Origin of the sequence: Amphritea balenae (genome assembly GCF_003858655.1) — a bacterium.
Taxonomy (GTDB): Bacteria; Pseudomonadota; Gammaproteobacteria; order Pseudomonadales; family Balneatricaceae; genus Amphritea; species Amphritea balenae.
Map to the genome: position 1 here is coordinate 1 of NZ_RQXV01000020.1, position 24,353 is coordinate 24,353.

Sequence of the window (24,353 nt, forward strand, 5' to 3'; positions counted from 1 at the left end):
TCGTGCCATCAAAGCTGTAGAACGCATTCTCGTAATCACTGCCGATATCCAGGCCACTCAGCGCCAGGTTCGCATCGACATTGGAACCGGCTGGGTTGGACAGCTGCACCGTGAACTTGGCGTAACTCGCATCATCCTCGGTTACCACATCGCCACCGAGTACTTCGATGGTCGCTACGCCATCATTATCAATAACTGTACCGGTAGCAACAACACCATCTACTTGGAGTTCATAATACTCATCACTTTCAGATGCTGAATCATCGTTGGCATCCACAGTAATATCGAAACTGGTTACAGTAGCAGGTACAGTAATCAGACCGGTACCTGCGTCATAGATTACGCCATCAGTGAACTGTAGATTATTCCAATCAAATGCATTAGTTGTAATATCAAAAATTGCTAACGTATAAGTTTCATCGTTTACACTGGAACCGCTCAGGGTCACCGTGTGAGTCAGGGTAGAACCTTCTGATTGGGCATCACTGGAGACACCGGTAACCGTGATTGTACTGGCATCAGTAATGGTACCAGTAGCTAGTTGGTCGCCGACAGCCAGGTCATAGGTCTCGCTGCCTTCGATGTCTGCATCGGGCACAGCATCGACGGTAATATCGAAGCTGGTCACGGTGGCCGGTACGGTAATCAGGCCAGTACCCGCATCGTAGGTCACGCCATCACTGAACGACAGACCGCTGTAGTCTGCTGGCTCCGTAGTGTTATCGGTCAGGCTGAAACTGTAGGTTTCATCATTTACACTAGCGCCACTCAGGGTCACGGTATGCGTCAGGTTAGAACCTTCTCCTTGGGTATCGCTGGTCACACTTGTAACAGAAACAATGACGCCATCATCTGATTGAGCTACGAACTCACCCTCATACTCGGGAAACTCTTCCAGCTCCCGGTCTTCTATTGAGGTATCAAAGCCTGCTTCAGCAATTACTTCTTCTGCGGTACGGTTGACATCCTGGAAATCAGAAAAGCCGGAACGGGTTGGGGGAGTGTTACCCGCGGCGGTTTCTTCAAGTAGCTCGGTAGGATCCTGACCTTCGAGAATAGCTTGTTGAATATCTGCTATCTCAATTCCTTCGGTTCCCAGAGAATGGATTACCAAAGTAATTTCTCCGGTAGTTGGATCTACCTCGAGTACTGCTGCAGTATCAGCAGGTACACTTTCTGGCTGTTCTTTACCAAGATTCAGTTCTGCCGAGCTTTCTGCCCGGGTAATAATCATATCTCCTGCCTGCAGCTTATCGCCTGCAGTCAAATTCCGCTCAATTCCTTGAGCATCTACTACCACTACCTCACCGGTTATTTGAACAACTAAACCTTTGGTAGATTCTACATTTTCCATAACTTCCCCCCAGAAGATAATCCAATTTTCTGCACCGTATCGCGAGATAATTTTCGCTGAACACACAGTAATTTGTTTAATTCAAAACGGTTAATTCGGTATAAACAGAAAATTGTTTAAAATTTTTGAGATAGTAGCACACTGCTAACACCCAAAATAGCTTCTAAAACACAGGATTAGGAAGAATTTATACAGATCACCCAAGGAGTCAGGTTGTTTAATCATTGAACAGAAGTGTCATTTCATCAAACACTAATGCCTTGCATCACACACAAAACAATAACCAATTGATATTTATAGACTTTAACAAACAAAAAACATATGAAAACAAAATCAAAACTGAGGAATTATCGATAGAGTCACAGCTTGAACATAGATTGATTTATACCCAGTTTGAGTAACCTAAATACTTATTAATCTAGCTATTATCTATTTCACAACCCAGCCAAGCTCCTGGCCTGTTTGTTTTCCAACGATTACATCATTCAGGCTTGGAGGCATTAATAGCCAACCAGGCGAAACCTTTACGCGACCACCCATTATTTCAGCGCGGGTCTGAGGTAGTAGCGGTATCTTATCCGGGTCAGCATAGCCTTGAGGAAAAACCGGCTCATTCGTAACAAGATTATATTTATCTGATGCTCCCAGTGTATGCATCAATTCATGGGTGATTACAAAATTATTGGTATCGATATAGTCCACACTGGCAAAGCCATTCACCAAACCGATCATCCCTTTCTGTAATCCGAGCGAGTGGGCTAATTCAGAGCTTCCGTTAGGTGAAAAGTAACGCAGGTATATCTGCACATCGGGCTCGGGCCCTTCCCAACTATCATTACGCCAGGACCACCAGCGCATTTTTAAGCTCCAGATCACAGCTTCTAACACTCCGGCACCATTACCAACCTCTGGCGGCTGTTCCGATAACGCTGGCGCAAGATAAACTTCAGTCACAGGATTCAATGTAAGATTATATCGCTCAGCTTCTCGCTGGAAAAAGTGCGCAACGCCTTCGAAATGGATAGGATCTAACGCATCAATATAGCTCTGCGTATCAGCACGCTGATCGGCATTAATAGGATATAACACCACCCAGACAGGGCGATTCCAGGCGTGAATACGCACCGTGGATAACCAGGTATTCAGAGCCACTACAAATAAAATAATCAAGAGAAGGGTTATACGTAAAATCCTGAAGCCAGACGAACTCAGCATGGCAACTCCAGCGCTACATTCTTTTTTATGTCGGCTTAACTATATCAGACTAACAATAAGCGCATATCTTAGTGTTTTACCAACCAGAATTAACAGCATTGAAGTCAGCGGCTTTAGCTTTAGCCATCCTGCGATAAGACAGAGGGGATCGCCAATGACAGGCACCCAGGAAAACAGCATTGCGATAACACCGTAGCGCCGGATTAGCTTCATCGCCCTAAGCTGGAATTTTGAATTCAACTCCCGTAGCGGCCAGTACACAGCAATCAACCACCCCATCGCAAAGGTGACGATTCCACCCAGTGTATTACCCAGGCTTGCGGTCAACACCAGATTAAACGACGAAAGCTCAGATTCACTGGCAAGATAGGCAAGTAAGACCTCTGAACCGCCGGGAAACAAGGTTGAGGATACAAAGCTACTAACAAACAGCCCCCACAACCCCAACTCATCCGTGACCATCAACCCGCACTCTCAACCCGCTCCATATCCGCACGAACACAACGTAAAACGCCATATTCATACAATCCATCCAGCTCTTCGTACACAGGTTTCAGCGCCACCCCGGAAGATGATAACGAATCACACAGTGCTTGCTGGACTTGTTGTAGTTGAGCATCGGTGATATTTATCACATCCCTTAACGGCAACTGCCCGGACTGAATACCATCAGCAAGATGGTGATAGATAATATTTTCTGAAAGATGCTGCTGGCGAGCAACCTGGGCAATCGTCATACCCGAGCGGTACAAAGTAACAGACTCCTGAATTTGCAGGTCTTTGTTATCAGGTTGCCGTTGAGCATCCTGATATTCGCGAATCTCATCAAGAAATGCATCACCATACAGATCCAGCTTCCGCTCACCAACCCCGTTCAAACGCCCCATCTGCTGATGCGTAACCGGCTGATACATCACCATCTCCATCAGGGTCGCATCATGAAAAATCACATAAGGCGGAACATCCTGATCTTTTGATAACTTCATCCGCAATGCTTTAAGCGCATTCCAAAGGCCGTAATCTTCGGAATCAAGCTTTTGCTGAGGATCGTTTCGTTTACGGAATGGCTCATGCTTGCGCTTATCCTGTCGCATCTCAATCTGCTCTTCGCCTTTAAGCAAAGGACGACAGGTATCACTCAGCCAGAGCACACCGTGAGTATTAGGCGCTACCCGCAAATAGCCACGCGCAACAAGCTGACGATAGACTGACCGCCATTGATTGCGATCTAACTCTTTACCTATACCAAAAGTACTCAGTTGATGATGCTTCAGCTCCATCACCCTCGCACTGGTTTTGCCTAACAACACCTCTATTACATGGTTCACACCGAAGCGTTGATCACAGCGATAAACCGCAGACAATGCTTTTCGTGCTGCGTCTGTTGCATCCCAAACAGGCACGGGTTCAAGACAGGTATCGCAATTTCCGCACTCTTGCTCCAGCGCATCACCAAAATACTCTAAGAGAGATTGCCGTCGACAGGTAGTGATCTCACACAAACCCAGCATGGATTCCAGCTTTTGCCGCTCAACGCTTTTGTGTAACTCATCTGCCTGAGAGCCTTCCAACATCTGACGCAGAAAAATCACATCCTGCAACCCATATACCATCCAGGCATCTGCAGGCTGCCCATCACGCCCTGCCCGACCCGTTTCCTGATAATAAGCCTCAATACTTTTAGGCAGATCAAGGTGTGCTACAAAGCGAACATTGGGCTTATCAATCCCCATACCAAAAGCGACCGTAGCCACCATCAGAATATTCTCTTCAGTCAGGAAGCGATGCTGATTAAGTCGACGTAACTCTGATGACAAACCCGCATGATAGGGCAACGCATTAAAGCCCTGCTCCTGTAGCCATTTGGCGGTATCTTCTACCTTCTTACGGGATAGACAGTAAACAATACCCGAATCACTGGCATGTTCAGCCTTAAGAAACTTAAGCAATTGCTCTTTAGCCCGATGCTTTTGACCGATCCGATAACGAATATTTGGCCGATCAAAGCCTTGTATAAACTTGCTAGCCTCTTCAAGCCCTAGCCTTTCACAAATTTCCTGACGGGTCCGCTCATCTGCAGTCGCTGTTAATGCGATACGGGGAACACCGGGAAAACAGTCCTGAAGATAACTTAATTGCAAATATTCCGGGCGAAAATCGTGACCCCACTGGGATACGCAGTGGGCCTCATCAATCGCAAACAACGCCAACTGACATTCAGACAGCATCTTCAGTGTGCGTGGTTGTAATAACCGTTCCGGCGCGACATAAAGCAGATCCAGCTCACCGGAGCGTAACTGATGCTCAACTTCCTGTGCAGTAGAGAAATCCATTGAGGAGTTCAGGTAACCCGCATTAATCCCCCATTGCGACAAGGCCTGAACCTGATCCTGCATCAAAGCGATTAAAGGAGAAACAACGATAGCCACACCAGGCCGGATTAGCGCCGGCAATTGATAGCAAAGCGATTTACCACCGCCTGTGGGCATGACTACCAGCGCGTCCTGACCCGCCAACAGAGTTTCAATCACCTCCTGCTGGGGATCACGAAACTGTTCATAGCCGAAGATTTGTTTAAGGAGTTGCCGGGCCTGTTCAATCATGGGCCGGCATTATCCGGTATGTAACAGCGACTGTCATCAGGATTTAATCATTTAGCACCGATAATACTACGCATAGATGCCAAATCACTGTTAAAATCTGTCCAACTTTTTTCTTTGCCGGATCTGAACCTATGCCAACTGCGATGCTGAACACCCCACTAACCGACGCTGAACTGGATGAGCTGGAAGCTTTTATGTTTTCAGATGCTGTATCTGAAGATGCGCTGGACCTGGTCGGAACCCATGGTTACTTCTGCGCGCTGAACATCAGCCCGGTAAAAATATCAGAAAAACAGTGGTTGCAAGAACTGTTCGACGGCGCGCCGGAATACAATACTGAAAAACAGAAAGCCCGCATCGAAGATCTACTGCGTCGTCTTTACTTTAGTATCGGCAGTGACCTTTATAATGATCAGGACATGCTGCTACCTTGCGAGCCGACCCTTGAGCTGGACGAAGATGACGAACAGAGCCCTATGACAACCTGGGCCCAGGCATTTATGGAAGCCGTATTCCTCAAAGAAGATGAGTGGTTCAACCATCAGGCTGAAGAAGAAGTTGCTGAACTGATGCTGCCAATTATGATCGCATCTGAGCTGTTTGAAGAAGAAGAGTTCATCAAAATGCGTCAGGACCAGAAGCTTTGTGACGAGATGTGTCGTAGCATTCCAGATCTGCTGGTCGATCTTTACCTGCTATTCCACGCACCGGCAGACAAGAAGTAAACACTGATCCCGCCTTACACCAGCAAACATAAAAAGCCCGCAATAGCGGGCTTTTTATTATCTTCTCATCCCCTTTGCAGACTAACGCACAATACGCGCAGTTCCTCCTTGACGTAATACGCGCACTCGCTCACCAGGCTGGAAGAAGCCATTACTATCTACTTCCTGAACAACCGAGATGGTCTGACCACTTTCAAGTGAAACTGTAACTTCCTGCCCCTGTTTACGGGTAGCACTTTCCTCAATTTTCTGGCCAGCAATACCACCAGCAACAGCACCCAGTACTGCAGCAATTCGACTGCCCTGACCACCCCCCACTTCACTACCTGCGATACCGCCAACGATGGCACCCGCACCTGCACCTAAGGGACTATCAGTACGCCCTTCAATGACCACCGGCGTTACTGCATCAACCCAACCATACTGAACATTCTGGACCTTTCGCGCCTCCTGACGTGAATAAGTATCCCCACTCAATGATGATGCGCACCCCTGCAAAACTAACATCATTGCCGCGATAACAAAAATGGATATTTTTTTCATAATCAGTCCCAAACACTCTTTAGAAAATTATCTATACGCCTAACAGCAGCTTTTTAAATTATAGCCTTGTTTAGCTTAACGGATTTTTAACAGCAGTTGGCATACCAGCGACCAGAGCAATTCTTTCAGTTTTATTCGCCAGGGTCTGGCACTCCATTTGCGATATAAAATCTCTTCGCTCTGCTGCATATCATGACTTAGCAGCTGTTCGACCTGAGAAACCAACTCTGGTTCCACCACCTCAATATTAGCCTCAAGGTTCCAACGCAGATTCCAGTGATCCAGATTACAGGACCCTGCAGATAACCACTGATCACATAACCCGAGTTTGGTATGCAGAAATGATGGTTGATATTCATATATTCTCACACCAGACTTCAACAGTCTTCGGTAATAACGCTTCGATGCATGATAAACCCAGGGATGATCAGTACAAGGGCCTGCCACTATAAGCCTCACATCAACACCTCTCAACGCCGCTTTACGCAAGCTTCTGCGTACCGAAAATGAAGGTAAGAAATATGCTGTTGCCAGCCAAACACGATCACCGGCATTTGAGATATGCCGCACGAAACTTTGTTTAATGTCCTTAATTTGCGCACCATCAGACACAGCCAATCTCGCCATCGCATTACCGGCCACCCAATTACCCAGGCCTTTCCCATCACGTATCGTAGCAGCTACATTAAGCGCAGATCCGCCGGACCTCAGCCATTGTCGCCGGAACATCTCGACCATATCATCAAGCACAGCCCCTTCAACTCTGAACATCACCTCATGCCACGCCTGCCGGTCTTGGGTATCCTTTTTCAAAGGATCTCTGTGCAGATATTCATCGCTGATACCGGTACCACCAATAAAGCCAATGCTTTGATCTGCTATCAATACCTTGCGGTGATCCCGGGCGAAGTTACGCTCAAACTTCAGCAGCTTTAAGGGATTAAAGCGCTGTAGCTCAACACCGGAACCAATTAATCGCTGCACATCTGCCTCATTCAGCCTGCGGCTACCAAAATCATCAATTAGCCAGCAAACCTGGACACCACGCTCCGCTGCCCTGATTAACGCACCAATAAATGAATTTGCTACGCTGCCCGAGCTCACCATGTAGAACTCAAGCAACAACGTATAACGGGACTGCTCAATGACACTCAACATCTCAGGTATAAACCGATCGCCATCAATCAGCAGCCTAACTGAGTTTCCGCTATGCCAGTGATGGCGCTTGTCCACAGTTAACCCTGCCCAGTAAACTTAATGCTGATGCTGCCCATACAATCGAGCATATAAGCCATTCTGCTGTAACAACTGTTCATGACCACCCTCCTCTGCAACCTGTCCATCCTCAAACACATAGACACGATCTGCCTGCTTAACCGCGCTCAGACGGTGTGCAACGATAATGGTAGTGCGTCCTTGCAGAAAACTACTCAGATCCTGGTGCAGATTAAATTCAGTTTCTGCATCCAGCGCCGACGTCGCCTCATCCAAAATAACCACTTTAGGATCTGATAAAACCATTCTGGCAATTGCCAATCGCTGACGCTGACCGCCGGATAAACGAACCCCCTGGCGGCCTACAATTGTTTCCAGCCCAAACTCCATAGCGGCAACAAAGTCTTTAAGCTGTGCCACTTGCAGTGCCTGCCAAAGCTGAGCCTCATTAAACTCACGCCCCATGGTCAGGTTACCCCGCACCGTGTCATTGAATAATGCCGGCTGCTGCAATACGGTGGCGACATTTTCCCGCACCAGATCCAGACCGATATGCTCAACCGGAACACCACCAAATTTAACCAATCCTTTCTCCGCCCGATAAAATCCGAGCAACACCTGCACCAGTGTTGATTTTCCACCGCCACTGGCACCTACCAATGCAATCTTTTGTCCCGCTTCAATTTTAAGCGACAACCCTTTGAGAATTTCCTGTCCCTGAATATAGCTAAAATGGATATTCTCAATATCTATCGCAATTGATTGTTGTGTACTGAATGGGTTTTCCCGGTGCGGATATTCAGGCTCCTCCTCTAATTCAGCAAGACGATTGATCCGCTGCAACGCAGCTTTTGCCCCATAGAATGCATACTGGATCCCCAGCACCTCCTGTACCGGGTTCATCATGAACCAAAGATAGCCAAATACAGCCATCATCTGACCAATGCTCAGATCCGAAAAAACCACCATCAACATCGACAGTGCACGAAACAGATCAAAACCAACCAGGAAAACCATAAAGCTAAAGCGATTCGCCGCTTCACTGCGCCATTCAAAACGGGTCGAGTGATCCCTGACATCCCGGGCAGATTCCATTAGCTGCTTAAGGTAGTGCCGCTCCCGGTTAGCTGCTCTTATCTGATAGATAGCCTCAAGTACCTCAGTCAGCGCCCCCTGAAACGCTTCATACGCCCTGTTCTCTTTGCCTTTTAGCTCCTTGACCTGTTTACCTATAAGCATCGTTACCCATACCACCAGCGGATTAAGCAACAAAATAAACAGCGCTAACTGCCAGTGCATCCAGATCAACACTAAGGCGGTGCCGAAAATGGTCAGTAGTGCGATCAACATTCGACTGACTGAGGCCCCTACAAACCGATCAAGGGTATCCAGATCTGTAATAAAGTGAGAACTGACCGCGCCGCTGCCCAGAGTTTCATATTCGGACATTGAGATACGCTTTAAACGTTGCAAAAGTCCCGTTCTGATCCGAAAGATCACCTCTTTTGCAATGATCGAAAACTGCCTGCTTTGCCAGACATTAAGCACCAGCGCTATTGCCCTTAATATGACAGTCACCAGCAATACAGCACCGATATACAACCCCGGCCCCTGCCAGCTTTCTGGAAACAACTGATTACACCAACCAACCAGTGTCGCAGGCTTATCAAGCAGGACTTCATCCACCAGAAGCGGCATCAGCAAGGGCAATGGCACACTGGCCATCGTCGCTACCAGCGCGATCAGATTCGCTTTTATTAAAAGCGGACGATATTCCAGAGCAACATTGAATATATAACGCCAGCTATATCGGGATTGATCCATTTATGACTTAACTCTCTGTAAAATAAGCATCAATACTGATAAACAGTGTAGCCTTATCTAAAGCACATAAGCTCGACAGCAACAATCAGGCACAAAAAAACCCGCAACGCGGGCTTTTTATTTTGAGAGTCTGAAATCAGGCCTGCTTAACCATGCCAAACAACTGATCTTTCAGCTGAAGTCTTTTAAGCTTCAAAGCTTCTTCTGTTTGCGTGCATACCGGCTCTGCCAATACTTCCATACGCTCAACCTGCTTCGTCACGTCATGGTACTCGTTAAATAGCTTGGCAAACCGAGTATTGGTGGTTTTAAGATGGTGAATGCGCTCGCGGTGCTCAGGCAACTCATGAATCAGATCGTGATGTTCAATAGGCATAAAGAAAAATACTCCTGTAAGTGTATTTCAACAACATTCCAACAACGCTAAATCCTTTAGCTTTGACTTAACGCCTGCTTACAGTTTCTGCCTGTTTAGCTATCAGATCATTGACCCGAATCAGTCTATTAATCGCTTTTAGACGCCTTCATGCAACTGGATGATAATGGCACAAGCCACTCTTCCAATCAGTCTATTAATCGCTTAGACGACCCTTGCTACTGGATGAAAAGGCACAGTTCCACTCTGAACCTGCCAATCTTCCAAAAGGCCCATTAACCGCTACTAGCCGCTTTTAGACGCACCCATACAGTTGGGTGATAATGGCACATCACCATTCTGGGCTTGCCACTCTTCCAACGTATACAGATGCAACGCAAGTGCATGAATCGGGTTATTCATTAACTCACTAACAGCAGCATAAACCAGCTGATGACGAGCAACCGGACGTTTACCCTTAAATTCATCCGCGACCAATGCCAGTTTAAAGTGACTATCAGTGGCCGGACCACTGTGCATATGGCTCTCATTTTCTATAACCAGATGATGAATGGTCAGAGCCTGATGTACATTTTTTTCAATTTCTGCGGCGATGCTCATAAAGAATTACTATTCCTGTTCCTGTTTTACAACTTAGGCTTAGCGTCTGAAGAATCATCAGCAAGCTTACTAAATTTTGAGTGTATGCGCCGGGTAATCAGAGCAACCGCGACTATAACCAGCGGCATCGACACTCCCAGCGTCAGACTTTTATCTATGTTCAACCCCTGATCGTACAGCACTCCGATAAAGATCTTAACCAGGCCGATAGTGTAGTAGCTGATAGCAGCCACAGAGAGCCCTTCAACAGTATGCTGCATCATCAATTGTATCTTAGAACGCTGATCCATCGAACTCAGCAGTTCCTGATTCTGCCCCTGTATCGATAACTCAACCTGAGTACGCAACATATCGCTGACCCTATCAATCCGCCTCGAAAGATCCTCCAGACGATCAGCAACGGCCTGACAGGTCTTCACCGCCGGCACTAATCGCCGGGTGATAAACTCCTGTAACGTCAAATGCCCCGATACTTCATCTTCCCGCAGATCCTGTAAGCGGGATAGCACCAGATCCTGGTATGCATTAGTCGCATTAAAGCGAAAAGTAGACTGGGCGCGGTAATCCTCAACCTGCGAGGCTAATTGTGTAAGCCGTGCTAACAGCTGTCGCTCATCCCGACACTGCCCATCCTCCTCCTGCTCTGCAGACAACACCTGAGTTAACTGCGCTAACTGCTGGTCCATCACTTGTAAATGCGGACTTATCGCCCGGGCCACCGGTAGCCCTAATAACGTCATCAGGCGATAAGATTCTATTTCAAGTAAGCGTTGAATCAGTCGACCCAACTGGCTGTCACTCATTGATCGGTTGTAGATCAGAAAGCGACCGAAATCATCACTATGCATCTGAAAGCTGGTCCAGACCTGCGCACAACCTTGCGACGGCTGACTCCCGACCAGGCGCATCGCCTCAAAGTAGCTTTTTACTTCAGGAATATCCGGCTCTGGCTTATCCCTGACATCTTCTACCGATACATGGAAGGCCGCCACTATTTTCCCGCACAAGGTATCCAGCCACCCAACCGGCAGATGGCTTATCCCGGTTTTAGCAAAGGGATCAGAATGACCAGCCCCCAGCCAGATAAAGGTATAAGAGACAAACTCCATATGCTTTTCCCGCCGCACCTGAAGCTGACCAAACTGTTGCTGAAAACAGGCCTGATCGCTCTTAGGCACATCCCCATCCAGCAACTCACAGAGCTTTTGCAAATGCAAAAACTGCTCAGCCTTTTGCTGTTCATTACAGACGACAGACAGGTGAGAAATACGAGCAGGACTGGGAATTACCTGGAAAGGCCTTGAATGCATCTCCTCATACAATAACTCCCTGAGCGGATGCATATCCAACTGAGCATCAGACATCGAACTACCTTATTGCGATTTGTAAGCTGTTATTGATAAAGACTCTTGACCGGGAAAGCAAGTTTTAATCTTCCAGCGGCGCCAGTAGTAACGGGGTCTGTAACAGATCCAGCGCCATCACCTGCGGCACTACCTCAAACCATTCCTGAAACAAAGCAAGGCTTCGCTCTTTCGGCCAGTGATCAGCAAACTCATCCCAGGCCGCCAACTCGTTTTCAAATATATGCTGATAATGTGCTGCAAGCTGCTGCTGCACATCATCTTCAGACTGAAACTCTGCTGTCAGATAGACATTGCCCTCGGCACGATGCTCAGCCAGGCTCATCGGCTGATTCAATTCATCCTGCTGCTGATTCGCCCAGTCAGCAAATGGCTGACGGGGGAAGATAGCAAATGCAGACCGGTTAATCAGTTTCATAGAGGCTTCTCTCAAGTTCAGATAGAATAGGTTGGGTATTATACCTTCAGCAACAGGTAAGTTAATGAATATCCGCTGTTTGCCCCACCTCAATACCAAGGATGCATGGCTGGCTTTTTGTCAGCGTGAGGTTTCCTATTGTTTTACCGAACAACCTGAAGCCTTGGTCGATTTTCAGACCAACTATCTAATGCTGACCGTGCTGGACAACAAGACCCGCCAGGGCAAGCAAGCGATTAAATACAGTCTGGGATCACGCAGCTCGCTGGAGCCGGCCTGGAATTTCATTAAAGCCTGCAACTTCAATCTACAACAGATGATTGATGGCCTGAATCAGGTTAATTTTGATGGCAATGTACGGGACAACTCACTGCTAAAGGCCCATACAGACCTGACTGTACGTAAGTTTTTTGCCAAAGAACGCACTATTATCTCACCTGGTCATTTAGGTAACCTGTTGCCGGTAACAGAACCTGTCGAACACTGGGATCTGCACCTGCTATGCAGGATATTAGCCAATGGTCAGTATCAGGACATACGCACTGAGCAGCTAGCTCTGCCCAATAGCAATGAGTTTATGGTGGAATTTAAAGGCATACCCGCACCAGAGATTCAGGGTATGTTGATTGAAATTATTGATCAGCCGGAACTATGGCAGGTTAACCCGCATCCCAATGACTCTAAGCGTGCAATCGTACTCCGACAGGATACTCCGCTATGTAGTTTTGAGCCTCTTTACGAAGCTCCAAAACCCAAAATGGCCCGGCGAGTACCTCGCTGGACCATCTCTTTACGCTAGGGTTTTAATGCTTATCAGGCTGGAACCAGCCCTTCAACATCCTCAGCACTTTCCTCGGTATCACCGCTATCCGCCAACCGATACGGATTATCCGAGTTCAGCAACGCTTTACCATTAGCCGTTGGAAACTCGACATCGATATCCACCACACGACCATCCCGGCAGACATTGATAATGGTATCCATAGTGGTTGCCATCAGAGAGTACTTATCATCCGGCGCAGCGATAAGCGTTTGCAAGCCCAGATCGCTCATAAAGCCCAGTGATGTAACCGTATTCTCAGCATCCAGCTTATTAAAGGCCTCATCGAATACCGACAGGCTGATACCCCCTAAGGTTACCCCATCAGCGCTATCGCGAAGACGGTAAGTTGCACCCATCGCTGCTGCAATAGCGACATAGAAAGGTACCTGATGCTCACCACCGGAACCGGTTTTAATTCGCTGACTCAGGGTAGTTTTACGGTTGCCTTCCAGATCTTTCACGACCAGCTCAAAGTTATAGAAGTTTCGGTAGTCCTGTAACAGACTGCTTTCCCCTTCATCCCGCAACACTTCATGAATCTTAGACAGAGCATCCTGATGCGGTCGATCTTCATTAAACTGAAGATCAAACAGCGAGCCCACATTCGCCTGATCCATACGGGTATAGGCTTCGACCAGCTCAAGAATATCCTTAAGCTCAGGGTTCGGCATCATTTCAAAGCTATACATCTCACGATGAAACGGACGATTCTTAAGATGCGCATTAAGCTCTCGGATCAGTTCTTTAATTTTATCGATCTGATCTTTCAGGTGCGCCACAAAGTCTGAACGGAAAGAGGTTTCAGCTTCAAGACGCGCGCGCTCGGCTTTCTCGGTATATTCGGCCAACTCACTATCACGCAGAGACTGAATAGTATCGTCAACAAAACGCGCCAACTGCTCATGGGTTGAATCTTCGCTTACCTTATCCAGTTCCTGATGACTCAGGCCTGATCCATGATAGCGTGCTTTATATTGCGCCACGCCATCACGTACAACATTCTTTTTACGTTCTACCAGACCCAGTTCAGACTGTGCTTTTTTAGCTGACTCAAAGATGATTCGATCCAGATCACCGGTACAGCTCTCATCCATGTAATCTCGTTTTTCCTGAGCCGACTGAGCATCAAAGACATTATCTGATTCGCACTTAGAACGCGCAGCCGCATACTCTTCCAGCTCCTGATCCAGTACTTCCAGAGAAGCATTATCTTTGATCAGACTGGTACGGGTAGACTGCAGCTTGTCCATCAGCTTTTTCTGACCATCCTGGGTCGCCTTTTGCGCCTCTACCAGGTCAGTAATACGTTGTTGAATACCGGTATCATCCTGATTACGCAGATCCGTAATTCCCTGACGGTATCCGTCGATCTCAGTTAACAACAGTTCCCGCTGATTAACCAGATCAAATGTCCGCTCGGTAACACCGGTCAGCGCAGCGGTCATACGGATCAGATTTTCTTTCAGTCCATCCAGGGCCTCATGCTCTTTACCCAGGGCTGCGAACTCAGTCATCATCTGATCAACCTGACGATCCTGCTGCTGCATCTGGTGTTCACGACGACCACCGCCGGTACCCATCATCGGCGTTTCTTCACGGATAGAGGTTGTAGTACCTTCGGTCTGCAACATGCAATCGTAGGTCAGCGCGCGTTCCTGACGAATCAACTCATTTTCAGTTTCAACCGCCATCACGCCGCCCAGCGCCCGGTTCATATACCCCAGTGCATCTTCACCCTGACAGTCTACAAACTGTGCCAGTGAGCCCGGTTTGGCGCGATTAATCCAGTCACGGGACTTAGTGGTATTAACAATACGACAACCTTTCAGATGACGGCCCTTACGGCGATACAGTGTGATCGCCTCTTTAACCCGGTCAGGATCAACAATCAGCGCTTCCCGGCGTGCACCCAGGAAACTTTCAATGGCGATACGCCACTTCTCATCGTTAATATCCACCAGCTCACAGATAGGTGTCGACTCGATACCATAGTCCTGCAATAGCTGCTTCAACTCTCGGGTATTACGACGCAGCGGCGCCCGCCCCTCCTTCAGCTGCTCGACAGCACTTTTCTGGCTTTGAATCTGAGTGCGCAGTTCATTCATTCGAATCACTGAGGCTTCAAACCGTCGGGCAATTTCGCGCCGCACTTCATCAACTGATTTTTTTAGCTGATCCAGATTGTTATCCACATCCACCGGCGCCATCGGCCAGGCTTCAGCCATCATATCTTCGCCGGAGCGCCACAGTTCAACCGAATCTTTTACGACAGGAATAAAGCTCTCAGGTAAAAATTGCTGGTAGTTGGCAAAGCTAACCGCAGAACGCAGCAAGGTATAAACATGCTGAATTTTCTCTTTGACCACGCCCAACTCATGGGACTTAGCATCGATCGAGTTTTCCAGCGCTTTAACCTTATGTGCGCTATCGGTGTTATTCAGACTAGCCCTGGCCTCAGCCAGATCCTGCATCACCTGATTCAGCTCATCACTTTTAGCTTCAAGGTCAGTCTGTAACTGAACTTCTTTACCCTGATTAGACTCAAGCCGCTCTTCTGCTTCCTCTTTTTTCAGGTCAGCCTGTTCGAAGCGGGTTTCATGAACAACCCATTCGTATTCACAAGAGTTTTTAACGTTACGGTCAATACCTTTGCACTGTTCCTGAACCTTCTCCAGCTCACCAATACGATTGGAGACTTCACGGGTTTTCTGTTCCATCGCCCGGTATTCATCCAGTGATTTTCGGAACGCACCTACGTGAACAATATTTTCATCCAGAACGAACTCACGAATAAAACGGGTTGGGCTGTTGATCGGGATAAACTTAAGCGCGTTACGGAAGTTCTTAACAAACTTCTCATCATCATTCGGCATCGCCTGATCATAGCTAAGCTCAGTAACCAGCTCGCGAATAAAGCGATTAGCACGTTTCTCAAGCTTCATTTCAGGGCATTGTTTGAGTAGATTTTCCCGCACTTCGGGCCACTCTTTAGGCAGGCGACCACCATCCTGTTTATCGGTAAAGTCCTGCAGACTTACAGAGAAATCAGGCAGTATAAAGCGACCTAAAATATCTTCTTCTGGCGATGAAAGTGAAGCACTGATTGCAACCCCGACACAGGTTTCTTTACCGGTCTCAGTATCAAAAAAGCTCAGAGCAACATAACTGACAGAGTCCTGTCGGGAGTTTTCTTTCTTACCCAGGTCATCCATAAAACCAAGGCAATAGGTACGCAGGCTTCGCTCACTCTTTTCACCGGCGCTGGCGTTAAAGCTGAGGTACTTTTTGTTCCCCCCCATCAATACGGTCTGAATGGCATCCAGCAGGGATGACTTACCCGAACCATTGGGGCCAACAATCGCCACATTACCCTTAATAGGAATTTCTACCGCACCCAGAACATACCAGTTCACCAGCACCATTCTATTCAGCTGTTTCATCAGTGAGAGTCCTCATCCGTTACTGGCTTTGAGTTCGGTTCTGCTGACTCAGTATCAGCAACCATTCCTTCAACTACCTGCTGAACCGCCTGCTCAACAACAGCATTACCACCAGCCTTGGCTTCAGTACTATTATCATCAGCGCTGTCTTCACTAACATGACTAGCCGGATCATCCACAGGATCATCCTCTTCCCGTTCTTCACAAAGCGCTTCCAACTGCCCGATAAAGTCTTCAACTACCACCTGTCGAATAGATGGATTAATGGTCAGCGGAATATTTTTTGGATCAGTTTCATGGGGCTTACCCCGTTCAACGATACCGTGACGGCTAAACAACGCCAAAAGCTCTTTCAGCCGTGTTTCATTGGGCAACTCCCGGCCGGTCATATTTTCATAGATCGTCAGCAATTCATCGGTGGTGATATAGGCACGACCACCCTCTACTTCAAAGGCTTCTAATTTCTGTTCATATTGCTGACGCAGGCACAGCATAAACAGGGACTCATCCAGCTTCAGGCGCATAAAGCGCTCCTCACCTTTAGGGAGAATACCCAGATACGCTTCATCCGGCTGATAGATCAACGACCAGCCGATCGCGGCAAACAGACTGCTGAAATATTCTTCGTGGGACGCTACCAGAAAGTAGCTATCCCGGTGCCCGGAGCGTTCTGCATATAGAAACTGATGAACCAGCAACATATTGGCGGCATGGACGAAGTCTTCTTCCTGATACTGATCACTTCGACCGATAATTTTCTGCAGGTCACCCAGCATTATGCTTTCCTCTGAATACTGAAATCGCGGCATTCAACCATATCCGCAACATTGACATAATTTTCTTCAAATTGAATATCGTACTTATTGGCCGTACCCCGGCCCTGCTTGCCCAACGAGCGCATATGGCGCAGATAACTGAAGCAGATGTAATCTTCAATACAGTCGATAGTAAAATCTGAGGCACGAATAACTGGCTTATCTAGCAAGTGCCGTTCGACATAGAGCTCAATTTTTTCCGGCTTCACTTCCCGTCGGGACTTATACTCTTTAAACAGTTGGCGTAACTCCAACACCCGGGGATCTATCTCGGGCTGACGAATAACCCGCGGCTTAGTGGCAACTCGACGCCGAACCGGTGCACGTACACTACCCGGTGCGATAAATGATACCGTTTCAAGCGTGTCTATATGTGGAATCGAACGAGAATCTAGCTTAGATACATCAGTAATCAAACGGGACAGACGCGCACTCATACCCGGCGTTGTCTTATCCATATACCGAACCGTATCGGCCACCCGCTTCTCGAGTCGATAGCGGAAATCATCAATCGTCGCTAAGCGCTGATCAACCGACTCAAAGATCCGGATGATGCGGTTGATATGGCTGTGAACTAATCCCTCAGCATCGGCAAAGTTAAGCTCGAACTGCTCCTGATAATGTTTAGCCAACAACTCAACCTTCAACGGATCAAACTGCAACTCCCGCAACATATTGAGAATCTGACGTCGAAAGCGGAACGGGTTATTCTTTGTTTTCAGCGTTTTATAATCTGATACCAGAATATGAGCCACAAACCGATCAAAAAAGTTACGTACTATCTCCTGGGGATTAGTGGTCGCAGCCAGGGTAATTTTCAGTTCACGCAAGCCCAGCATCATGTCGGTCAGATGGGAACTGAAATCTGACGCGGTCTGTGCCGCCTCCTGAAGAGTTATACCTCGCCCAGCAGGATCTTTAATGGCCGCTTCCAAAGAACTAAGCACATTAAGAATCGCACCGCCGTAGCTGCGTTTTTCCAACTCGTTGATCGACACCAGGGTACGCAGCAGATAACTGATCGCCGGAGATATCAATACAAAGGTCCGATAGATCCTCTGTTCTTCTTCTAACCAACCGGTTTCAACCAGTCGACGATAGATACGGCTGGTATATTCGGCAGTTGAGCGGGGTAGCTCCAACCGCTCCTTTTCCGACTCACCTTCTTCCGGCTCCCAGCGGCGCACACCCAGACGCACCACCGTATCTTCAATCGAAGAGCGGATAATATCTTTAGGAACAAAAGGATCAACCAGGTCTTCATCAAAAAACTGATCGGCAAGATCCAGCAAAACCGCCTCATATATATGGCGATTCTGGCCGGTAAAGGGTACAAATATTGATTCGGGAAGCTTCTTAAAAAGCATCGGTCCTCGGCTCACTGAAGGCGCCTTGTAAATCGCGCATTAATCAATTCGAATTAACGGATAATAGCGGAAATAACCATGCCGACCAAGTAGCAAAAAGGGCCGTTGTACCCACAACGGCCCTATAAAATGAAAGCATTATAAAAGAAGTTTAATTTCAAACAGTTACAGTGCTGATCAATGTTTAATCACAGTGCTTTTTTTGCCTGCTGCAAACGGGCGTATGCCGCCAGCATATTCAGATGAGAACCAAAAGCCTCTAGCGCCATACTACTACCCGCTAAACCGGTAAAGACGCCTTTACCCGCAATCACCTCCTGCACCTCAGTAACCCGCTGCTCGCCATAAATATCGGTTAATAAATGCTGATAGTCCTCGACATCACGATCCTCATCCAGAGTAAACATCAGGCATTGCTGTAGACAACGATACAAAGTTGTACGATCGGCATTCAACTGACCATAGTGCTGTACCCAGTCACACCAGTCCAAAGCCTCAGTTAATTCGCCCTGCTTTAGGTTAAGCAGACACTTGAGTTCACCGACCCGCAAAGAGCTCCAGGCCGTTCCTTTATCAGGCACTATGCCGATGAGTTCAGCCACTGAGTGCTGATCATCAAAGCCACTCTCTTCCAACTTATCTGACAATACAGCCGCTTCAGTTGTCGTCAGTTCAGACAGTTTTAATACCTGTTCTCGCAAACTGACGCCGGCATTATTGTTATTCCATACCAACTCGTCGACCGGATAGATCTCTGACATTCCGGGCACCACTATCCGACAAGCATCGATTCCCAGATGATCGTAGTCTGCAATATAGATATCCATATCCACTTTGTGGATCAGATGACATAAATGTTCAAATTCCGCTTTGGTATCACCTTCGATATTCCATTCGGTGAACTCGTAGTCTGTTTTTTCTGAAAACATATCCCAGGCCACCGAGCCACTGGAATCAGCAAAATGCGTCTCGAGATTGTGTTGATCAGCCACCTCGGCTATATCGAAACTAGGCAACGGAAACTCGACCAAATTATTCAATGCGCGACCTTGTAACAGTTCAGCCAGGGTTCGCTCTAACGCCACTTCAAATTTAGGGTGTGCACCAAAGGAGGCAAAACAACCACCATCCGCAGGATTAATCAAAGTGACGTTAACCAAAGGAAACTTGCCCCCTAGCGATGCATCTTTAACTAACACAACAAAACCATGTCCACGCAACGCCTCAATTGACTCAGCCACCGACGGATAGCGATCCAACACCGATTGCGGAATAGCAGGCAAACCTATCCCTGATGAGATAATGGTATTCTTAATATGACGTTCAAAAATTTCAGATAACGCCTGCACCCGAGCTTCATAGCGATTGTTGCCCGCCGACATCCCGTTACTGACATATAAATTGCCGATAATATTAACCGGTATCCATACTTCATTTCCGGTGCGCTGACGGATAAAGGGAATAGCGCAAATACCCCGCTCACTATTACCAGAATTACTATCTACCAGCATGGGCGCTTTAAGTTCACCACTCATGTTGTAGTGCATCAGGGTCGGCTCGTCTAGCAGGCCATCCGGCAACTCCGCTCCTGTGATTGGAAACCACTTTTCATTTGGGTAATGCACGAACTCAGCGTCAGCCTGAACGCTACCCAGATAGTAATCCGCAAAGAAATAGTTACAGCTGAGTTGCTCGAAATATTCCCCTAACGCACTGGCAAGCGCCGCATCACGGCTAGAGCCCTTACCGTTAGTGGACAACATTGAACAGTTTTTATCTCTGATATGAACAGACCAGACATTTGGCACCGGGTTAAGCCACTGCACCTCTTCAATTTCAAAGCCCAGTGACTGTAAACGGGTGCTCATACGCGAAATTGATTCTTCCAACGGTGCATCTTTACCAGGAATCATTGTCATATCGGGGAGATCCTTACTACCTGTTGTACGGATAGGCTTGCTGCTGCCAGCTTAACTCATAGAAATAGCGTTATAACAGCGGTTTCGGCCAATATACTGCCAGTTATACAGAAATCTCCAGGTAAGCGAAACGCCGTTCTGTTTTTATTCCATCAGACCCGAAAACAAGCTAATACTTCCACATACGGAGATTGTTATTTAACCACTTAATAAAACAGTACATTTTTTTGGCTTTTCTGCTTGACGCTCCCTAGGCTGATCATTATTATACGGCGCCTCAGTTATGAAGTTCCTCGATAGCTCAGTTGGTAGAGCAGTAGACTGTTAATCTATTGGTCGCTGGTTCGAGTCCAGCTCGAGGAGCCAATTCAATAACTGAGAAATAGATGTAATTCCTCGATAGCTCAGTTGGTAGAGCAGTAGACTGTTAATCTATTGGTCGCTGGTTCGAGTCCAGCTCGAGGAGCCATCTACTCAGTTCGGGGCATAGCGCAGCCTGGTAGCGCATCTGCTTTGGGAGCAGAGGGTCGTAGGTTCGAATCCTGCTGCCCCGACCACTTTCTAGAATACTAGATACAATAGTGGTTTCTGAGACACGCAAGAACAACTCGTGTATAAATAATGTTCTAGTCGGGGCATAGCGCAGCCTGGTAGCGCATCTGCTTTGGGAGCAGAGGGTCGTAGGTTCGAATCCTGCTGCCCCGACCACTTTTATAAACACTTCAGAACACAGTGTCTAATCATTGTTCACCCTAGTCGGGGCATAGCGCAGCCTGGTAGCGCATCTGCTTTGGGAGCAGAGGGTCGTAGGTTCGAATCCTGCTGCCCCGACCAACTTTAAAGTCGAAAAGAATTGCGCATCTGCTTTGGGAACAATTCAGATAGGGTCTTAGGTTCAAATCCTGCTGCCCCGACCACTTCTCTGAGTCATCCGTAGTCGTTTCGTAGTTAGAAAGTCTCGCTTAGAAAGTCAGCTAAATACCCGCTCAAACACCCGAATTATTTATTCTCTGTCTACGCCCATCGCGTTGGCAACACCTGTTTTCAGCACTTCCCCTTCGCTGAACCTTAACGAAGTTATTTCGTTATTCACCGGGGTATTCATTACCGTCTGTTTTATCTTGTATACAGTTACCCCGGAATTTTTCTTACTTTTCTTCTATTAACCCCCTTCCACTGAAGACTTTAATGCTTCAATCAACCCACACTTTCGGACCCTTCGCTGGAAATCAAAAGTTCATGAAAATACTGAATAGTCTTTTCCAGTCCTTGTTCTAGTGTAGTAACCGGCTCCCAATCCAACGTATTTCTAGCCAAGCTAATATCTGGCTGTCGTTGAACAGGGTCATCCTGCGGTAAAGACTTAAACTCCACCCTTGATGAAGATCCAGTCATCTCGATTACCTTCTCAGCAAGCTCTAGAATAGAAAATTCCTGGGGATTTCCAAGATTCACAGGACCAGTAAAACCGGAATCAGTCTCCATCATCCGTATAAATGACTCGATGAGATCACCTACATAGCAAAAGGACCGTGTCTGATTGCCTGAGCCATATACTGTAATTGGCTGATTATGCAGGGCCTGCACTATGAAATTTGAAACTACTCGCCCATCATTAGGGTGCATCCTCGGTCCATAGGTATTGAATATACGAGCTACTTTAATATCTAAATCATGTTGCCGGTGATAATCAAAAAATAGTGTTTCAGCACATCGTTTCCCCTCGTCATAACAGGAACGAGATCCTATAGGATTAACATGCCCCCAATAAGTCTCACTCTGGGGATGGGCTTTAGGATCACCATAAACCTCACTGGTTGAAGCCTGAAAAATCCGGGCATTCAAACGCTTCGCAAGGCCCAACATATTTATCGAGCCATGGACACAGGTCTTGGTCGTTTGTACCGGATCATACTGATAGTGAATAGGAGAAGCAGGACAAGCCAGGTTGTAAATCTCATCTACCTCAACATAGAGAGGCGTAGTTACATCGTGGCGCATCAGTTCAAAGAATGGGTTGGCAATGAGATGTTTTATATTATCCTTCGTTCCGGTATATAAGTTATCTACGCATAGAACATCATGACCTTCAGACAGTAGCCTATCGCACAAATGAGATCCCAAAAAACCAGCCCCACCGGTCACAAGGATTTTTTTCCTTATAGTGTTTTTGATCATAGTGAACAGAGATATCCAAACAAGAATTACAAACTTAATTAGCATTTATCAGAGAATGACGTTAGGCTAACAACCATACACAGATTTTTACAAGAAAAACAAACATTTATACACAAACAGACACTCCCTTGCTTTTCGTAAAAACTCATACAACACGAACTCACCTACCATGAAAAGAAGATGCATTTGTCTTATCACATTCAAGCCTAATACTATCTGGCTTGATTTCCTGAACAACTTCAAAAAGTATGACATCTATGTAGTGATTGATGATAACTGCGAGAATTATTCAGAAACCTATAGCTGCACCTACCCCAATATCAGATTCATACAGATTAACAATGAAGAATGCGAAGAAAGTGGTTTTATAAATGTTAACTACTTAATGAAAAAAAATGTAACAGGCTGGGAAAAGGCTCTTTACTACTTCTCCACACACGAAAGAAAACACCCTTATGTGTGGTTTATCGAAGATGATGTTTTTTTTAACTCTGAAGAAACCATACAGAATATCGATAAAAAATACCCCGATAGCGATATTCTTGCAGCTGACTGTAAAAAAAGAAGTGAGTGTCGATCATGGCCCCACTGGAAAGTTACTGAAATTAACCTTGAACCGCCTTATTTTATGTCTATGGTATGCGCTACCAGATTATCTCAATCGCTACTCACCCATATTAAAAAATACGCCAGCGATAATAAGACATTGTTTTTCCTGGAAGCTCTTTTCCCAACGATAGCGAAAAGCTATAATTTAAAGTACAGCAGCCCACTGGAGCTAATTACCGTTGTATGGCGTAGGAACTGGAAGGAAAAACTCATCAATACCGGGTTCATCTATCATCCCATTAAGAATATTGAGCGGCATAACATACTGAGAAAAAAGAAAAAACCCAGCTTAAAATCCTTAATTTTGAAAGTGCTACCTAAGTAACCCTCTATTCATTAGATTAGGTGAACTGGTTTATGACTAAGTCAAAACTTGCCCCCTGTATCAGGGTCAAGCGGGGAAACTGCCACTGCTTGCTTAATCCTACATACAAAAACCCCAGATTTTTTCTACATACTGATACTGAACTTTTTGAACTTACCACCTACCAAAAAGGCTCGGTATACGGTCTACTGCCCCGACCACGCTCTGAGTTATCCGTAGTCGTTTCGTATTTAGACAGTCTCACTTAGAAAGTCAGCTTAATACCTACACAAAGACCCGAATTATTTAATCTCTGCCTGCGCTCGTCACGCTGACAATAGCTGTTTTCAGCACCTCCCTTTCGCTGAACCTTAACGAAGTTATTTCGTTATTCACCGAGGTATTCATTACCGTCTGTTTTATCTTGTATACAGCCAACCCGGATTTTTCTTTTCAATAACAATAAAACACTTTCAAAAGCATATACTAAGCAGCCATAACAAAGACCATTCATTGACAAAGCACAGTAACTCTATATAGTGTGCAACAGCTTAGAAAAAGTCTATTTTTTAACCACTTGTTGTCGTTGTATTACACTTTGTATTCTCGTCCTTCCGTTTTAAATTCCAGTCTTATTTTTCGCTGATACGATCATTTCTTT

At 46.6% G+C, this 24,353-nt stretch carries 19 protein-coding genes and 5 tRNA genes; 8 read left to right on the forward strand and 16 right to left on the reverse strand.

All coding sequences use genetic code 11. From position 1 onward, the window contains the following. From EHS89_RS20825 to recQ, 4 genes are all read right to left on the reverse strand, one after another. Positions 1-1,354: retention module-containing protein (locus tag EHS89_RS20825; RefSeq protein WP_124928105.1), on the reverse strand; the 1,354-nt coding region annotated here is incomplete at its 3' end. 429 nt (positions 1,355-1,783) lie between these two features. Then, complete coding sequence (locus EHS89_RS20830) at positions 1,784-2,569, reverse strand: zinc metalloprotease (RefSeq protein WP_124928106.1); 786 nt, start codon at positions 2,567-2,569, stop codon at positions 1,784-1,786. Between the two features lie 39 nt (positions 2,570-2,608). Beyond that, on the reverse strand, positions 2,609-3,031 hold the full coding sequence (locus EHS89_RS20835) for a YqaA family protein (RefSeq protein ID WP_124928107.1): 423 nt from the start codon (positions 3,029-3,031) through the stop codon (positions 2,609-2,611). Next, complete coding sequence (gene recQ / locus EHS89_RS20840; RefSeq protein WP_124928108.1) at positions 3,031-5,172, reverse strand: DNA helicase RecQ; 2,142 nt, start codon at positions 5,170-5,172, stop codon at positions 3,031-3,033. Before recQ ends, EHS89_RS20835 begins: the two co-directional genes overlap by 1 nt. Before the next feature lie 131 nt (positions 5,173-5,303). Here recQ and EHS89_RS20845 point away from each other — a divergent pair, with 131 nt between their 5' ends. Beyond that, entirely contained in the window at positions 5,304-5,897 is a 594-nt protein-coding gene (locus EHS89_RS20845) for a YecA/YgfB family protein (protein ID WP_124928109.1), read from the forward strand. An 81-nt stretch (positions 5,898-5,978) separates the two neighbouring features. Here the strand turns inward: EHS89_RS20845 and EHS89_RS20850 are convergent, their stop codons facing one another. The 7 genes from EHS89_RS20850 to EHS89_RS20880 all read right to left on the reverse strand — a co-directional run bounded on the left by EHS89_RS20850 (position 5,979) and on the right by EHS89_RS20880 (position 12,237). Then, a complete protein-coding gene (locus tag EHS89_RS20850) occupies positions 5,979-6,440 on the reverse strand; it encodes an outer membrane lipoprotein (RefSeq protein ID WP_124928110.1) in 462 nt (153 codons plus the stop codon). A gap of 75 nt (positions 6,441-6,515) precedes the next feature. Then, positions 6,516-7,673 (reverse strand): phospholipase D-like domain-containing protein, encoded by a 1,158-nt coding sequence (locus EHS89_RS20855; RefSeq protein WP_229753702.1) that lies wholly within the window; start codon positions 7,671-7,673, stop codon positions 6,516-6,518. 21 nt (positions 7,674-7,694) lie between these two features. Beyond that, on the reverse strand, positions 7,695-9,479 hold the full coding sequence (locus EHS89_RS20860) for an ABC transporter ATP-binding protein (protein ID WP_124928111.1): 1,785 nt from the start codon (positions 9,477-9,479) through the stop codon (positions 7,695-7,697). 136 nt (positions 9,480-9,615) lie between these two features. Further along, positions 9,616-9,855: an HP1242/YdcH family protein gene (locus tag EHS89_RS20865; RefSeq protein ID WP_124928112.1), complete on the reverse strand. Its 240-nt coding sequence runs from the start codon at positions 9,853-9,855 to the stop codon at positions 9,616-9,618. Positions 9,856-10,140: 285 nt separating this feature from the next. Beyond that, positions 10,141-10,455 (reverse strand): BolA family protein, encoded by a 315-nt coding sequence (locus EHS89_RS20870; protein ID WP_124928113.1) that lies wholly within the window; start codon positions 10,453-10,455, stop codon positions 10,141-10,143. 26 nt (positions 10,456-10,481) lie between these two features. Further along, positions 10,482-11,819: a DUF3422 family protein gene (locus tag EHS89_RS20875; RefSeq protein ID WP_124928114.1), complete on the reverse strand. Its 1,338-nt coding sequence runs from the start codon at positions 11,817-11,819 to the stop codon at positions 10,482-10,484. Positions 11,820-11,883: 64 nt separating this feature from the next. Next, on the reverse strand, positions 11,884-12,237 hold the full coding sequence (locus EHS89_RS20880; RefSeq protein ID WP_124928115.1) for an RNA-binding protein: 354 nt from the start codon (positions 12,235-12,237) through the stop codon (positions 11,884-11,886). A 64-nt stretch (positions 12,238-12,301) separates the two neighbouring features. On the opposite strand from EHS89_RS20880, the gene EHS89_RS20885 reads away from it, so the two are divergent. Next, on the forward strand, positions 12,302-13,036 hold the full coding sequence (locus EHS89_RS20885) for a hypothetical protein (RefSeq protein ID WP_124928116.1): 735 nt from the start codon (positions 12,302-12,304) through the stop codon (positions 13,034-13,036). A gap of 14 nt (positions 13,037-13,050) precedes the next feature. On the opposite strand, the gene EHS89_RS20890 is transcribed toward EHS89_RS20885, so the two are convergent. The 4 genes from EHS89_RS20890 to ycaO form a co-directional block, all read right to left on the reverse strand. Continuing rightward, positions 13,051-16,500, reverse strand: coding sequence for an SbcC/MukB-like Walker B domain-containing protein (locus tag EHS89_RS20890; protein ID WP_124928117.1), 3,450 nt, complete (start codon positions 16,498-16,500; stop codon positions 13,051-13,053). After that, entirely contained in the window at positions 16,500-17,276 is a 777-nt protein-coding gene (locus tag EHS89_RS20895) for a DUF4194 domain-containing protein (RefSeq protein ID WP_124928118.1), read from the reverse strand. The genes EHS89_RS20890 and EHS89_RS20895 overlap by 1 nt, the downstream gene beginning before the upstream one ends. Continuing rightward, positions 17,276-18,697 carry a Wadjet anti-phage system protein JetA family protein gene (locus EHS89_RS20900; RefSeq protein ID WP_229753703.1) on the reverse strand — a complete coding sequence of 474 codons (1,422 nt, stop codon included), beginning with the start codon at positions 18,695-18,697 and terminating at the stop codon, positions 17,276-17,278. The genes EHS89_RS20895 and EHS89_RS20900 overlap by 1 nt, the downstream gene beginning before the upstream one ends. Positions 18,698-18,870: 173 nt before the next feature. Then, a complete protein-coding gene (gene ycaO, locus EHS89_RS20905) occupies positions 18,871-20,601 on the reverse strand; it encodes a 30S ribosomal protein S12 methylthiotransferase accessory factor YcaO (protein WP_124928119.1) in 1,731 nt (576 codons plus the stop codon). 290 nt (positions 20,602-20,891) lie between these two features. Here ycaO and EHS89_RS20910 point away from each other — a divergent pair. The 5 genes from EHS89_RS20910 to EHS89_RS20930 all read left to right on the forward strand — a co-directional run bounded on the left by EHS89_RS20910 (position 20,892) and on the right by EHS89_RS20930 (position 21,435). Beyond that, positions 20,892-20,967: transfer RNA gene (locus EHS89_RS20910), tRNA-Asn, on the forward strand. A 27-nt stretch (positions 20,968-20,994) separates the two neighbouring features. Further along, positions 20,995-21,070: transfer RNA gene (locus tag EHS89_RS20915), tRNA-Asn, on the forward strand. An 11-nt stretch (positions 21,071-21,081) separates the two neighbouring features. Continuing rightward, positions 21,082-21,158: transfer RNA gene (locus EHS89_RS20920), tRNA-Pro, on the forward strand. 74 nt (positions 21,159-21,232) lie between these two features. Beyond that, positions 21,233-21,309: transfer RNA gene (locus EHS89_RS20925), tRNA-Pro, on the forward strand. A 49-nt stretch (positions 21,310-21,358) separates the two neighbouring features. Continuing rightward, positions 21,359-21,435 (forward strand) — tRNA-Pro (locus EHS89_RS20930). 363 nt (positions 21,436-21,798) lie between these two features. Here the strand turns inward: EHS89_RS20930 and EHS89_RS20935 are convergent. Next, positions 21,799-22,779: a UDP-glucuronic acid decarboxylase family protein gene (locus EHS89_RS20935; protein ID WP_211340391.1), complete on the reverse strand. Its 981-nt coding sequence runs from the start codon at positions 22,777-22,779 to the stop codon at positions 21,799-21,801. A gap of 262 nt (positions 22,780-23,041) precedes the next feature. Between EHS89_RS20935 and EHS89_RS20940 the strand changes: the two genes are divergently transcribed. Beyond that, positions 23,042-23,713: a hypothetical protein gene (locus EHS89_RS20940; RefSeq protein ID WP_124928120.1), complete on the forward strand. Its 672-nt coding sequence runs from the start codon at positions 23,042-23,044 to the stop codon at positions 23,711-23,713. The last annotated feature ends 640 nt before the right edge of the window (positions 23,714-24,353 follow it).

Excerpts from the sequence above, each read along its gene's own strand:
- EHS89_RS20830 (WP_124928106.1), bottom strand. The coding sequence starts at position 2,569 with ATGCTGAGTTCGTCTGGCTTCAGGATTTTACGTATAACCCTTCTCTTG.
- EHS89_RS20835 (WP_124928107.1), bottom strand. The coding sequence starts at position 3,031 with ATGGTCACGGATGAGTTGGGGTTGTGGGGGCTGTTTGTTAGTAGCTTT.
- recQ (WP_124928108.1), bottom strand. The coding sequence starts at position 5,172 with ATGATTGAACAGGCCCGGCAACTCCTTAAACAAATCTTCGGCTATGAA.
- EHS89_RS20845 (WP_124928109.1), top strand. The coding sequence starts at position 5,304 with ATGCCAACTGCGATGCTGAACACCCCACTAACCGACGCTGAACTGGAT.
- EHS89_RS20850 (WP_124928110.1), bottom strand. The coding sequence starts at position 6,440 with ATGAAAAAAATATCCATTTTTGTTATCGCGGCAATGATGTTAGTTTTG.
- EHS89_RS20860 (WP_124928111.1), bottom strand. The coding sequence starts at position 9,479 with ATGGATCAATCCCGATATAGCTGGCGTTATATATTCAATGTTGCTCTG.
- EHS89_RS20865 (WP_124928112.1), bottom strand. The coding sequence starts at position 9,855 with ATGCCTATTGAACATCACGATCTGATTCATGAGTTGCCTGAGCACCGC.
- EHS89_RS20870 (WP_124928113.1), bottom strand. The coding sequence starts at position 10,455 with ATGAGCATCGCCGCAGAAATTGAAAAAAATGTACATCAGGCTCTGACC.
- EHS89_RS20875 (WP_124928114.1), bottom strand. The coding sequence starts at position 11,819 with ATGTCTGATGCTCAGTTGGATATGCATCCGCTCAGGGAGTTATTGTAT.
- EHS89_RS20880 (WP_124928115.1), bottom strand. The coding sequence starts at position 12,237 with ATGAAACTGATTAACCGGTCTGCATTTGCTATCTTCCCCCGTCAGCCA.
- EHS89_RS20885 (WP_124928116.1), top strand. The coding sequence starts at position 12,302 with ATGAATATCCGCTGTTTGCCCCACCTCAATACCAAGGATGCATGGCTG.
- EHS89_RS20890 (WP_124928117.1), bottom strand. The coding sequence starts at position 16,500 with ATGAAACAGCTGAATAGAATGGTGCTGGTGAACTGGTATGTTCTGGGT.
- EHS89_RS20895 (WP_124928118.1), bottom strand. The coding sequence starts at position 17,276 with ATGCTGGGTGACCTGCAGAAAATTATCGGTCGAAGTGATCAGTATCAG.
- ycaO (WP_124928119.1), bottom strand. The coding sequence starts at position 20,601 with ATGACAATGATTCCTGGTAAAGATGCACCGTTGGAAGAATCAATTTCG.
- EHS89_RS20935 (WP_211340391.1), bottom strand. The coding sequence starts at position 22,779 with ATGATCAAAAACACTATAAGGAAAAAAATCCTTGTGACCGGTGGGGCT.